Below are 12,379 nucleotides of genomic sequence, written 5' to 3'. Positions count from 1 at the left end.
GAGGATGTGACCTCCCGCCAGCTGCGACTTCTGCGCGCGGCATCGGCGTCCTCGATCGCCACGCTCCTCGCGGCGGTCTCGCACACTCTCGCCGGCGGTTCCGCCCCGCATCCGCTGCTGGTGCTCGCCGTCTCCGCGTTCCTGGTGCCGCCGGCGGCGGTGATGATCGGCGCAGCGCCGTCGAGGCTGCGTGTCGCCGTTACGGTGCTCGTGAGCCAGGCCGCGTTCCATCTGCTCTTCCAGGTCCTCGGCGCACCTGTGGGCGGTGGCGTCATCGGCGCCGCCGGACACACGCACCATCTCCTGCCGCTCGGACCCGTCGCCGTCGCCGCGCTCCCCGACGCCACGATGCTCCTCGGCCATGCCGCAGCGGCCGTCGTCACCGTGCTCCTGCTCTGGCGCGGGGAGTCGACGGTCCGCGCGATCGCCGGCTGGGTCCGCGCCATGCTCCGCCGCGCCGCCGCTGCCGCCCCCGTGCTCCACGAGCGCCCCGCTCCGCTCCGCGCCGAGGTCCGCCCGCTGGCCGACGCCGTGCCCATCGCCGCGGTCTGCCGGCGCGGGCCGCCTGTCTCCGCCTGATCTCCGAACCGCCTCGACGAGGCGACCCCGCGGGGTGCCCGCGCTCACCGGCGCGCCCGCAGATCATGCAGTCCACAGACAGGAGTTCCCTCATGCGTTCCACCACCACCATCACCGCCGGCATCATCGGCGGCGCCGTCCTCGCCGTCGTCCTCCCGCTCGCCGCGAGCGCGCACGTCAGCGTCTCCCCCGACGAACTCGTCGCGGGAGACCACGGCGTCCTCACCTTCTCCTTCTCCCACGGATGCGAGACGTCCCCGACGACCGCGCTGAAGGTCACCATCCCGAAGGGCCTCGCTTCCGTGTCGCCGACCGCGGACGGCGACTGGACGATCGACGTCGAACGCGGAGGCGACGGTCTCGTCAGCGCTGTCACGTACACCGCGCTGACGCCCGTGCCGATCGACCTCCGGGGCGCGGTGAGCATGGGCGTCGGCCTCGATGAGGACACGCCCGACACTCTCGCGTTCCCCGTCGTGCAGACGTGCGTCGAGGGCAGCACGGAGTGGACCCAGCTCGCGAAGGACGGGGAGGACCCGCACAGTCTCGACACCCCGGCGCCGGTCGTGACCGTCGCCCCCGCCTCGGCCGAGGGCGGACACGACATGCCAGACGGACACGCCGAGACGTCCGCGACGTCGGATGCCACGGCGACGGCATCCGATCCCCTCCCGGTGGCTCTGGGAGCAGGAGGTCTGTTCGCCGGCCTCGCGGCCCTCGTCGTCGCGGTGCTCGCGTACCGCCGCAGGGCCTGAGCTCAGGACCCCGCCTTCGTCGCGCCGTCCGCCCGCATCGGGAGGCCTGTGCGACGAAGGCGGGGCCGTGCCGCATCCGGCAACGGGATCGAGCCATGAGATCATGGTGGGGACATGTCGATTGAACAACAACCGAGCCTGCCTCCCGTGCTCCGCCCCGCGAACCCGCCCCGGCGCGAGCTGTCCGAACTCGCCACCCGATTCGCCCGCGAGGTCCGCGGCGATCTCACCGGAGTCGCCCTGACGGGGATCACCCTCGCCACGGCCGACCTCCGCGCCGGCGAGGCGTTCGTCGCGATCCAGGGCGTGAACCGCCATGGCGCCGAGTTCGCCGCCACCGCCGCCGAGAAGGGCGCCGTCGCGATCATCACGGATGCTGCGGGCGCCGTGATCGCCGAGCCCGTCGGACTCCCGACCGTCATCGTCGATGACCCGCGAGCGGTCCTCGGCGCTCTCAGCGCCTGGGTGTACGGCACCGGCGCGGACGACGAGCTGCCGCTGCTCTTCGCGACGACGGGCACGAACGGGAAGACCAGCGTCTCGCACCTGCTCGAGGGCATCCTCGATCAGCTCGGCGTCGTCACCGGGCTCTCCTCCACCGCCGAGCGTCACATCGCCGGCGAGGTCATCGTCTCCCGTCTGACCACCCCCGAGGCCTCGGAGATGCACGCGCTGCTCGCCCTCATGCGCGAGCGGGCCGTCGAGGCCGTGGCCGTCGAGGTCAGCGCACAGGCCCTCTCCCGTCATCGTGTCGACGGCATCCTCTTCGACGTCGCCGGCTTCACCAATCTCAGCCACGACCACCTCGACGACTACGCCGACATGGAGGAGTATTTCGAGGCGAAACTGCCTCTGTTCCGTCCTGACCGGGCGCGCCGCGGGGTCGTCTGCCTGGATTCCCCCTCGGGTGCGACCGTCGTCGCACGCGCGGAGATCCCCGTGGTCACGGTCGGCACCCCCTCCATCGCCGCCGATCCCGAGGCCGCTGCGCGCGCCGACTGGGTCGTGTCGATCGACGACGAGCGCGCCGCGGGCACCACGTTCACGATGACCGGCCCGGCCGGCGTCCTCACCACGACCGTGCCCGTCATCGGACCGCACATGGCGGCGAACGCCGCTCTCGCCATCGTGATGCTGCTCGAGGGCGGCTACGACTGGGACCGCATCGTCACGGCTCTGGAGCGAGACGGCGGCATCGAGGCCTATCTGCCCGGGCGCACGCAGCTCGTCTCGGGCGCGGCGGGCCCCGCCGTCTTCGTCGATTTCGGCCATTCGCCCGACGCGTTCGAGAAGACCCTCGCCGCCGTGCGCCGGGTTACGCCGGGCCGCGTCCTCATGCTGTTCGGCGCCGACGGCGACCGCGACGCGAGCAAGCGCTTCGACATGGCGCGCACCGCCGTCGAGGGCAGCGACATCCTCGTCATCACCGATCACCATCCGCGCTTCGAAGACCCGGACTCGATCAGGACCACACTCGTGGAGGGCGCGCGCACCGCACGTCCGGATGCCGAGATCCATGAGTACTCACCGCCCGAGAAGGCGATCGTCGCCGCCGTCGGCCTGGTCGGCGAAGGAGACGCGATCCTGTGGGCCGGTCCGGGTCACCAGGACTACCGCGACATCCGCGGGATGCGCACTCCGTACTCGGCCCGCGAGCTCGCCCGTCGCGCTCTCAAGGCTGCGGGGTGGCCTGTACCCGATTCGCACTGGCCCGTGCCGTACCCCGACGAGGACTGAGGTCTCGCCGAGGCTCCGCGATCTGATGCCGGATCGACGGGGCTAGGCGGCCGCGCCTGCGGCGATGAACCGGTCTGCGGTGCGGCGCGCCCAGAGCTCCGCCTCGGCCAGGGACTCCACCGTGAGAGTCTCCGGCGGCTCGTGCGCATCGACCACCCTGGCGATGGTGTCCACGATGCCGAGGAACGACAGCCGTCCTTCGTGGAACGCGTCGACCGCCTGCTCGTTCGCCGCGTTGTAGACCGCCGGGAACGTGCGACCGGCGCGCCCCACCGCCTTCGCGAGAGCGACGGCGGGGAACGCCACGTCGTCGAGCGGCTCGAACGTCCAGGAGGATGCCTTCGTCCAGTCCAGCGGTCGCCCGACACCGCCGACGCGGTTCGGCCAGTCGAGGCCGAGGGAGATGGGCAGGCGCATGTCGGGCGGCGAGGCCTGGGCGATCGTCGAGCCGTCGATGAACTCGACCATGGAGTGCACGATCGACTGCGGGTGGACGACGACGTCGATGTCGTCGTACGCGACGTCGAAGAGCAGATGGGCTTCGATGACCTCGAGTCCCTTGTTGACCAGGGTCGCGGAGTTCGTGGTGACCATGCGCCCCATGTCCCAGGTGGGGTGAGCGAGAGCCTCCTGCGGGGAGACGGTCTCCATCTCGCCACGACTGCGGCCTCGGAACGGACCGCCGGATGCCGTGACGACGAGTCGACGCACCTCATCGTGCGTTCCGCTGCGCAGCGCTTGCGCCAAGGCGGAGTGCTCGGAGTCCACCGGCACGATCTGACCGGGCGCGGCGGCGGCGAGCACCAGCTCTCCTCCGACGATCAGCGACTCCTTGTTCGCCAGCGCGAGCGTGCGTCCGGCCTTCAGCGCGGCGAGCGTCGACCCGAGGCCGATCGACCCGGTGATCGCGTTGAGCACGACGTCGGCATCGACGTCGCGCACCAGCTGTTCCGCCTCGGCGGCGCCCAGAGCGGTCGCATCGACCTGGAAGCGCTCCGCCTGTTCGGCGAGCATCGTGGCGTTCGAGCCTGCCGCCAGGCCCACGAGTTCGAACCGTCGTGGGTTCGCCCGGATGACGTCGAGCGCCTGAGTGCCGATGGAACCGGTGGAGCCGAGGACGATGATGCGACGCATGCCGCCAGCCTATGTCACGCCCTCGGCTCGTCCCGTGTTACTGCGCGACCTCGATCGGGGTGGTCGCGAGGATGTCGACGACGAAGACGAGCGTCTCATTCTGCAGCTCGTTGCCCTCAGACGCGCCGTAGCCGTCCTTCGGGGGCATCACGACGACGACTTGCGAGCCCACCTTCTGGCCTTCGAGGGCCGTCTTGAATCCGGTGACGACGCTCGTGGTCTGGAACTGCGCCGGCATCGCACCACGGCTCCAGCTCGAGTCGAACTCCTTGCCATCCGACCACTTCACACCGCGGTACTGCACGGTGACCAGGTCGCCAGAGGCGACGACCGCACCGTCGCCCTGCTTGAGGACGGCAACCTCGGTCTCGGTCGGTGCATCGCTCTTCGGAACCGTGATCGTCGGCGCGCCGTCGTCATCGAGTTTGACCTCGGGCATGCCCTCGGTCGGGTCGACGGCGGTGCCGGACGCGGTCGTCGGCAGCTCGTCGATGGTCTCGACGTAGAGCACGCTCGGGTGCATCCCCTCCCCCGACGCCGGCAGCGTCAGCACGACGCTCGAGCCGATCGGCAGGCACTCCGCGGCCACCGTGAACACTGTGGACTGCGTGGGGTCGACGATCTGCTGCGACTGCTGGGTCGCCAGCAGAGCGGAGAGGACGCCGTCCGGACCGCGCTCCGAGGTGCTGAGCACCTCGTTGGTCGTCGCATCGACGAGCTGGTAGCGGAGGGAGACGAGGTCGCCGGGCTTGACGTCGTCGCCATCGCCCTTGACCACGACGGAGCGCTCGGCTTCCTTGATCTCCGTGCCCTCGGGGACGGTGACCTTCGCGGCGGCGCCGGTGCCGTCGACGGTGACGGCATCGGAACCGGCGCCGGACTTCAGTTCGGCGAGGCAGGAGCTCGACGCCGTGGGGCTCGGAGTGCTCGACGACTCTGGCTTCGAGCTGCCGGAGCATCCGGCCAGGAGCAGGGTCGCCGCGGCGACGGTGGACAGGACGATGAGCGGACGCTTGCGCACAGTGAAGACCTCAGGATCTCTGGTGGGACATCCCATACTCTCGTACGCGGCTTGGTCCGCGCTGGGAGGCGCGGGGGCTGCGCATTGCATTCCGGTAACGGCATGGGATCGGGAGTAGCCTTCTCTGATGACCTCTGAGCAGTCCGTGGAGCCCGATTCCTCTCCCGCGGAGACCGCGAAGCCGCGTCACGCAGGGTTCACCTATGCGCTCGGCCGCAGCCTGATCAGCCCGCTCGCCCGTCTCATCTACCGCCCTCGCATCGAAGGAAGGGAGAACGTCCCCCTCGACGGCGCCGTGATCTTCGCGAGCAACCATCTGTCGTTCATCGACTCGATCGCCATCCCGGTCGCCGCGCCCCGCCCCGTGCACTTCCTCGCCAAGTCGAGCTACTTCGAAGGCACCGGCGCCAAGGGCTGGTTGAGCAAGACCTTCTTCGAGTCCATCGGGGCGATCCCCGTTCGCCGCGGAGCAGGCCAGGCCGCTCTGGACGCGCTGGACCTGCAGCGTCAGCTCCTCGAAGAAGGGCTTGCTGTCGCGCTGTACCCCGAGGGCACCCGCTCCACCGACGGCCGCCTCTACAAGGGGCGCACCGGAGTCGCCTTCCTCGCTTTGCAGACGGGCGCCCCCGTCGTGCCGGTCGGACTGATCGGCACCGACAAGGTCATGCCGGTCGGCGCGAAGATGCCCACCCTCTCTGAGCGCATCACGGTGAAGTTCGGAAAGCCGTTGGATCTCTCCCCGCACGGCCCGGCGACGAGCGGCAAGGCTCGGCGTCTCGCCACCGACGAGATCATGGCCGCCATCCACGCGCTCTCCGGGCAGGAGCTCGCTGGAGCCTACAACGAGGCGCCCGCGCAGGGCGCGATCGAGAAGATCAAGCAGGCGCTCCCCCACGAGCGCCGCTGACGCTTCACGCTGAGCTCAGGCCCGCTCAGCCGTGACCGTGGCCTCGTGACGTACGGGGAAGTTCATCGAGTTCGCGATGAAGCACCACTCGTTCGCCTGAGCGTGGGCCCGCTTGGCTGCCTCCACCATCGAGACCTCCGCCACCACGACCTCCGGCCGCAGCACGACCTCGACGAAAGCGCCCCCGCCGCGGCCGTCCTCCGTCATCAGACCGGACGCCGTATCGCGGTACGAGACCACGACGACTCCGGCGGTCACGCAGGCGTGCAGATACGACAGCAGATGGCACTCCGAGAGCGACGCGAGAAGGAGGTCCTCGGGGTTCCATCTCGAGACGTCCCCGCGGAACGGCTTGTCGCTCGATGCGAGGATCTCGGGCTTTCCCTGGACCTCGAGAGTGACGTCGCGTCGATAGTCGCGGTATCCGCTGGTGCCCGTGCCGGTGTTGCCCGTCCACGTCGAGGTGAGTGCGTACCTGTGCTCGCCGAGTGCCATGGATACAGTCTGCCAGCGTCACCCCGGCACATGCCCCGACGTGCGCCCCGACGGCGGGTGACCGCGAGCGCGCCCGCACCGACGGTAGTCTTGGGTGGTGCTGGAGACTCTCACCGTTCAGGATGCCGTTGAACTCGCCGTCGTGGAAAGAAGCGGCTTCGTGGAGTCCCGCCACGCGGGCGCTGCCGTCGTGCTGTCCCCCGAGGGCGAGGTCGTCGCGAGACACGGCAACATCGACGCGCTGATCCTCCCGCGGTCCAGCCTCAAGCCTCTGCAGGCGATCGCCTGCATCACCGCGGGAGCTCCCCTCGAAGGCGAACAGCTCGCTCTGTCCACGGCAAGCCACGTGGGCACCGATCGCCATGCGGAGGTCGTCCGCGAAGTGCTCACCCAGGGCGGGCTCACCGAGGACGACCTCGGCTGCCCCGAATCCTGGCCGAGCGACACGTCGACGCGTGACGAGCTCGTGCGCGAGCACGGCGTCCCCACCCGCATCCGCATGAACTGCTCCGGCAAGCACGCCGCGATGCTCCGCGCCTGCGTGGCGACGGGTTGGCCGACCGATGGCTACCTCGACCCCGCGCACCCGCTGCAGGTGCACATCCGCGAGGTCGTCGAGCGCCTGACCGGCGAGAGGGTCGCCCACACGTCGGTCGACGGATGCGGAGCTCCCGTGCACGCGATCACCCTGACCGGCCTCGCCCGCGCGATCCACCGGATCGGAAGCGCCTCCGAGCGCTCTCCCTTCGCACTGCACCGCGTCGCGGGTTCGCTCGTCCGTGCGGTGAAGGAGAGCCCGTGGACCATCGAGGGCCCCGGACGGCCGGACACCCTCGCGATCGAGAAGCTCGGCGTCTTCGCCAAGGGCGGCGCCGAGGGCATCATGGTGATGGTCGCTCCGAACGGGACCACCGTCGCCCTCAAGATGCTCGACGGATCCGCACGCGCCTCCACTCTCGTCGCCGCGACTCTCCTCGTTCGTGCGGGCGCCCTGCAGGAAGCCGACGTCGCCGCTCTTGCCGAGGCCCTTCCGCTCGCCGTTCTCGGCGGCGGGAAGGACGTCGGCGCCATCCGGCTCGGAAGCGGCATCTGAGCGGCCCACCCGTCACCGCCCGTCCAGCACGGGTACGATCACCCTGCGCGGCCCTTCGGCCTCACGCAGCGACCACGCCCGCCCGGCATGGGTGCGGGCGAACGGCGGTGTCTCCCTGACCCCTGCGAGCTGACGGAGGTCGGTGGGGTTCTCGGCCCTGATCAGAACCTCGCCGCGCGTGCGCACCGTCTGCCACAGCGACCAGTTGCGTTGCCACGTGTCGGCGTCGGCCACGAGGATGGCGGGCCGCGACGACGACGGAGGGGTCGGAGCGAGGAGCACCTCGCAGTCGGGATAGGCCTCACCGAGAACCCGCGCCACGGAGTGCGGCCCCGATGTGACGATCGCGGTGACGTCGGCGGTGGGAGTCCAGCCAGTAGACGCGATGGGCGCAGTCCACTCGGATGGCGCCTCCTCCGGCACCCAGGCGAACTGCGTCTCACGTTCTCCCATCCACGCCCGCCCAGGGCCGCGATCGCGATCGAACGTCGCCGAGTCTCCGCCCGCCGCGAGGTGCTCGACCCTGCTGGGCATCCGCAGGAGGGCCCGCCTCGGGAGGGCGTCCAGGAGGCGCCCGACCGGTCCCGATGCTCTGGTCGCGGTGAGGACGAACGTCGTGCCCGAACCTCCTCGAAGGATCCTGTCCCACAGCTGCACGAACAGCTGAGAGTGCTCGGGCGGCAGCTCGGACGCTCTGACGTCGAGATCGTCGCACAGCACGAGATCCGCTCCGCCGGTTCGTGCCAGCTCGGTCACCGCATCCCATGCGCCCTCCGTATCATCGGGGATCCACAACGCATCGGGTCGCTGATGCCGGAGCAGGCGCAGCAGTGAGGAGCGCCCCGAACCCGCGGCGCCGAGCACGGCGAGTCCGCGCTCCGTGCCGACCCGCAGCGTCTCCACCGGTTGGCGTTGATGCGCGGGATCGTCCGATCGTCCCAGTAGGACTGCGCCGCTCTCCTCCTCACCACGGAGAGTCTCGAGAGGGATCGTGGAGGTGAGCACCGGCAGCCACGGGCTGGGAGAACGCTCAGCCTGCGACCACCGCATCGCGACCGCGCGAAGGTCGGCGACACCGGTCAGCGCCGCTCTCATCACCGCCGGTTCGGAGTCCTGCGGCCGGCGTACCAACGCCAAGCCTCTCGACAGCGCACCTCCTGGCAGTTCGGCCGCGGCATCCGTGCCGATCACAATGCGACTGTCGGCCGGATCTCCGACACGCAGGCTCAGTCGGAGCGGACAGTTCGCCGCCAGCGCGTCCTTGATCACGCCCGACGCTCGCTGCGTGCCGATGATCAGGTGCATCCCCAGCGCTCTGCCTCTGGCGGCGATGTCGGTGAACACCGCTCCCAGGTCAGCGTGCTCCTGCAGCATCGCCGCGAACTCATCGATCACGATCACCAGGCGCGGCATCCCCACGGCGCCGATGTCGCGGGCGCCCGCCGCGGCGAGGACGCCCTCTCGACGCCGGAGCTCTGCGGTCAGGCTGGACACTCCGCGCCGTGCGCCCGCCTCATCCAGGTCCGTGATCACGGCCGCCACCTGCGGGAGCGCGCGCAGGGGCTCGAAAGCGGTGCCGCCCTTGAAGTCCGCCAAGACGAAGACGACGCGGTCCGGTCCGTGCACCGCCGCCATCGCCGTCACCCAGGAGACCAGCAGTTCGCTCTTGCCCGTGCCGGTCGTCCCGGTCACGATCGCGTGCGGTCCGTCCTCGACGATGTCGAGGACGACAGCCCCCTGCTCTCCGACGCCGACGGCCGCAGACAGACCTCGCCCCTCGGCAGACGACGTCAGCTCCGACAGCATCACCTCATCGGGCAGAGCTCCCGTCTCGTCGTCTGCCGCCGCCACCGCGATCGCCTCCGCCTGCGCCGACGAGATCCCCTCGACGGCGATCTCCTCCATCACGCCCTGAGGCGTCCGCAGGCGGGCTCGACGCGGCTCGATGATGTCCAGCACCGTCGTGACGCCCCCAGGGACGTCACCGTCCCCTGAAGCGATCCAGAGCACGGCATCCGCCTGCGGACGCGCATCGCCCTCGCGGGCGACCCCGAGCCTGAAGAGCTCTCTGCGCGATCTCCCCGAGGAGACGAATGCCCCGAGGCCCCATTCGACGAGTCGCTCACCCGCGAGCGCGATCCGACCGGCGCCGAACCGCAGATGCACCTGCACGACGAGGGCGCGCACGGCCGCAAGGACCACCGGCTCCGCCCCACGGAGACAGACTCCCCCGCCGAGAGGAACCACGATGGGAGCGTCGGAGAGCACGCCGCATCGTTCCTGGAAGTCTCTCGCCCTCGCGTCATCGGCGCCGACGGCGCGGACGCCGCTGCGAACGATTCCTCGTCCGATGACCAGTTCCGTTTCCGCGTCCACCGGATGGGTTCCGCGGAGAGGCGTCTGCACCAGACACGACGCGGCATCGGGATGACGATGATCGAGAAGACGCCGCTCCTCCTCGTGACGACGCGCGAGTTCTCCCTCTGCCCGCTGCCAGTCGCGCTCTCCATCCCGCTCCGCGTCGCGCCTGGTCTTTCGGCGCACCCGCGACCCATCGATCACCGACGCCGCGATCATCAGCGGACCGAGAGCCGCGAAGCAGAGCGCGTAGAGGGAGTCGGTCAGCAGCCACAGCACGATACCCGACGCGACGGGGACGAGGGCCGCGAGAAAGGGGATCGGCGGTCTCCGGCCGTCGATGGGTGCGGCGGGAATCGAGATCGGGAGGGAGTCCATACCGACCAGTGGACCGCATGCGTGCGGGGCCCGAAGCGTTCTCCACAGCCGAAGGCCGTGGAGCGGCGATCACTCCGCGGAAGTCGATTCCGTGGAGGACGAGTCGTCCACCTGGACGATGATGAGCGTCACGTTGTCCCTGCCGCCGTTCTCGAGCGCGGCTGCGAGCATCGCATCGACGGCGGGACCAGGGGTGCTGTGCTCGCGGAGGAAGTGCTGGATGCCGTAGTCGGTGAGCTCTTTGGTCAGCCCGTCCGAGCAGATGACGAACCGGTCGCCGACCTGGATGTCGATCAGCACGTAGTCGGGCGCCGTCAGCTCGCTCGCTCCGACCGCGCGAGTGATGACGTTGCTGTAGGGGTGCCCCTCGGCCTCCTCGGGGCTGATCTTGCCCGCGGTGATGAGTTCCTGCACCACGGAGTGATCGGTCGTCACCTGCACGAGCCGATCGTCGCGCAGGAGATACACGCGCGAGTCTCCGATGTTCAGAGCGACCCAGCGCGCATCATCGCCGTCGACTTCGAGGAAGACTCCGGTGAGCGTGGTCCCTGTGCCCTCGTCGGTCGTCTCCGGATGCGCGGCGATGTCGCCCACGGCGAGCTCCAGCGCGTTCTCGATCGCCTCGCGTCCGACTTCGCCCGCGGAGACGAGAGCCTCGAGACGGGTGACCGTGCTTTGACTGGCGATCTCGCCGCCGGCGTGTCCGCCCATGCCATCGGCGACCACGAAGAGCGGATACTCGGCGTAGAACGAATCCTGATTCGTCTCGCGCCGGAGGCCGACATCGGTGACTCCGGCCCACGACAGCGCCAGCTGCCGATGCGCGACCGTGACGCTGTGCGTCTTCGTTGTCGTCTCAGCCACGTGCTGCCTCCGGATTGCCTGCGGCGAATCGGGGGGCCTCAGGATACACACACATCGTAGTGGACTTCGGCACCATCTCACCCACGCGCACGGGCACGGCGGTGACTATCGACGCCCTTCCCCACCCGGCACCGACAACGGCAGAGAGCCCCCGACCGAAGTCGAGGGCTCTCTGCATCAGATCGTCACGCAGGGGGCTGCGTGGGGTCGCTCGGCGCTGCGGGCGGAGCTGCCGGCGGTGCCGCAGGGGGCGCCGGGGGCGTCTGCGGAGCGGCCGGAGGCGTCTGCGGGGCCGGGGGCACAGGTGCGCCGGTCGCAGGAGCGGCCGGAGGCGCGTAGCCGGGCTGCGCCGGCGGCGCGGGCTGCGTGTAGCCGGGCTGTGCGGGAGGAGCGTATCCAGGCTGTGCGGGAGGCGCGTAACCCTGCGGTGCGGGCGGAGCGTATCCCTGGGGCGCGCCGTAGCCGGGTGCCGGTGCGGCCGGACGCGGCTGCACGGGAACACCCTGCCAGACGGTCGAGTCGGCGAGGAAGCTGTTCGCCGCCCACGGGGCCGGGGCGATGTTCGGGTTCCAGCGCGACTTGTCGAAGGCGTTGATGCCGAGCCAGATGAGCGACAGGAAGATGTAGAGGACGACCCAGATCGCGTCCTTCTGAAGCTTCAGTCCCACGCGCCACGCCGCCAGGGCGAGCAGCACGACCAGCGCGATGCCGGTGAGGAAGTTCAGGTACGGAATGAAGCTCAGCGCCCAGGCGATGAGCACGGCCCAGGGCGAGATGTCACCGAGCTTCGCGAAGATGAGGGTGTTGTACACGGGCACCCAGGCACGCCACTTGCCTTCGACACCAGCCTTCTCGAAGATCTTCATGAAGAAGATCGCGGAGATCACATAGAACCCCGCGGCGAAGATGAGTCCGATGAAGGCGAAGATCAGGAGGCCTGCCGCAGCGGCGGCGCCTCCTCCGTCGTAGTAGCCGTCATAGAAGTATGAGGATGCGGCGGCCGTCGATGCGGCACCGATAAGTGAGTTCATGATCCCCTCCGGATCCGATGGGCAGTC

At 69.9% G+C, this 12,379-nt stretch carries 11 protein-coding genes; 5 read left to right on the top strand and 6 right to left on the bottom strand.

Annotated elements, in window-relative coordinates:
- Nucleotides 1–6 precede the first annotated feature (6 nt).
- The 3 genes from ACFY5A_RS12630 (at nucleotide 7) to ACFY5A_RS12620 (ending at nucleotide 3,071) form a co-directional block, all read left to right on the top strand.
- Nucleotides 7–579: a hypothetical protein gene (locus ACFY5A_RS12630; RefSeq protein WP_341942434.1), complete on the top strand. Its 573-nt coding sequence runs from the start codon at nucleotides 7–9 to the stop codon at nucleotides 577–579.
- A gap of 92 nt (nucleotides 580–671) precedes the next feature.
- Nucleotides 672–1,334 (top strand): YcnI family protein, encoded by a 663-nt coding sequence (locus ACFY5A_RS12625; RefSeq protein WP_341942435.1) that lies wholly within the window; start codon nucleotides 672–674, stop codon nucleotides 1,332–1,334.
- 114 nt (nucleotides 1,335–1,448) lie between these two features.
- Nucleotides 1,449–3,071, top strand: a complete 1,623-nt coding sequence (locus tag ACFY5A_RS12620; protein ID WP_387234471.1) for a Mur ligase family protein — start codon at nucleotides 1,449–1,451, stop codon at nucleotides 3,069–3,071.
- Between the two features lie 42 nt (nucleotides 3,072–3,113).
- On the opposite strand, the gene dxr is transcribed toward ACFY5A_RS12620, so the two are convergent.
- The gene (dxr, locus tag ACFY5A_RS12615) at nucleotides 3,114–4,205 is read right to left on the bottom strand and encodes a 1-deoxy-D-xylulose-5-phosphate reductoisomerase (protein ID WP_387234468.1); all 1,092 of its coding nucleotides are present in this window, start codon (nucleotides 4,203–4,205) and stop codon (nucleotides 3,114–3,116) included.
- 37 nt (nucleotides 4,206–4,242) lie between these two features.
- Nucleotides 4,243–5,226 carry an FKBP-type peptidyl-prolyl cis-trans isomerase gene (locus ACFY5A_RS12610; RefSeq protein ID WP_386953165.1) on the bottom strand — a complete coding sequence of 328 codons (984 nt, stop codon included), beginning with the start codon at nucleotides 5,224–5,226 and terminating at the stop codon, nucleotides 4,243–4,245.
- 127 nt (nucleotides 5,227–5,353) lie between these two features.
- Here ACFY5A_RS12610 and ACFY5A_RS12605 point away from each other — a divergent pair, with 127 nt between their 5' ends.
- A complete protein-coding gene (locus ACFY5A_RS12605) occupies nucleotides 5,354–6,133 on the top strand; it encodes a 1-acyl-sn-glycerol-3-phosphate acyltransferase (protein ID WP_105674664.1) in 780 nt (259 codons plus the stop codon).
- Nucleotides 6,134–6,148: 15 nt separating this feature from the next.
- Here ACFY5A_RS12605 and ACFY5A_RS12600 read toward each other — a convergent pair whose 3' ends face one another.
- A complete protein-coding gene (locus ACFY5A_RS12600) occupies nucleotides 6,149–6,628 on the bottom strand; it encodes an OsmC family protein (protein WP_387234465.1) in 480 nt (159 codons plus the stop codon).
- Nucleotides 6,629–6,725: 97 nt separating this feature from the next.
- On the opposite strand from ACFY5A_RS12600, the gene ACFY5A_RS12595 reads away from it, so the two are divergent.
- Nucleotides 6,726–7,721 carry an asparaginase gene (locus ACFY5A_RS12595; protein ID WP_387234462.1) on the top strand — a complete coding sequence of 332 codons (996 nt, stop codon included), beginning with the start codon at nucleotides 6,726–6,728 and terminating at the stop codon, nucleotides 7,719–7,721.
- 12 nt (nucleotides 7,722–7,733) lie between these two features.
- Here the strand turns inward: ACFY5A_RS12595 and ACFY5A_RS12590 are convergent, their stop codons facing one another.
- The 3 genes from ACFY5A_RS12590 to ACFY5A_RS12580 form a co-directional block, all read right to left on the bottom strand.
- On the bottom strand, nucleotides 7,734–10,457 hold the full coding sequence (locus tag ACFY5A_RS12590; protein WP_387234459.1) for an FtsK/SpoIIIE domain-containing protein: 2,724 nt from the start codon (nucleotides 10,455–10,457) through the stop codon (nucleotides 7,734–7,736).
- Nucleotides 10,458–10,526: 69 nt separating this feature from the next.
- Nucleotides 10,527–11,321: a PP2C family serine/threonine-protein phosphatase gene (locus ACFY5A_RS12585; protein WP_105674670.1), complete on the bottom strand. Its 795-nt coding sequence runs from the start codon at nucleotides 11,319–11,321 to the stop codon at nucleotides 10,527–10,529.
- A gap of 185 nt (nucleotides 11,322–11,506) precedes the next feature.
- Nucleotides 11,507–12,352 carry a large exoprotein gene (locus ACFY5A_RS12580; RefSeq protein WP_387234456.1) on the bottom strand — a complete coding sequence of 282 codons (846 nt, stop codon included), beginning with the start codon at nucleotides 12,350–12,352 and terminating at the stop codon, nucleotides 11,507–11,509.
- Nucleotides 12,353–12,379 lie beyond the last annotated feature (27 nt).

It is taken from the genome of Microbacterium sp. NPDC012755 (assembly GCF_042901325.1).
GTDB lineage: Bacteria > Actinomycetota > Actinomycetes > Actinomycetales > Microbacteriaceae > Microbacterium > Microbacterium natoriense.
Note: the sequence above shows the minus strand (reverse complement) of the source record. Positions and strands in the feature narration are given on the sequence as shown.

Bases quoted from the DNA above. Each gene is read 5' to 3' on its own strand.
- ACFY5A_RS12580 (WP_387234456.1), bottom strand. From the start codon at position 12,352: ATGAACTCACTTATCGGTGCCGCATCGACGGCCGCCGCATCCTCATAC.
- ACFY5A_RS12625 (WP_341942435.1), top strand. From the start codon at position 672: ATGCGTTCCACCACCACCATCACCGCCGGCATCATCGGCGGCGCCGTC.
- ACFY5A_RS12605 (WP_105674664.1), top strand. From the start codon at position 5,354: ATGACCTCTGAGCAGTCCGTGGAGCCCGATTCCTCTCCCGCGGAGACC.
- ACFY5A_RS12620 (WP_387234471.1), top strand. From the start codon at position 1,449: ATGTCGATTGAACAACAACCGAGCCTGCCTCCCGTGCTCCGCCCCGCG.
- ACFY5A_RS12600 (WP_387234465.1), bottom strand. From the start codon at position 6,628: ATGGCACTCGGCGAGCACAGGTACGCACTCACCTCGACGTGGACGGGC.
- dxr (WP_387234468.1), bottom strand. From the start codon at position 4,205: ATGCGTCGCATCATCGTCCTCGGCTCCACCGGTTCCATCGGCACTCAG.
- ACFY5A_RS12590 (WP_387234459.1), bottom strand. From the start codon at position 10,457: ATGGACTCCCTCCCGATCTCGATTCCCGCCGCACCCATCGACGGCCGG.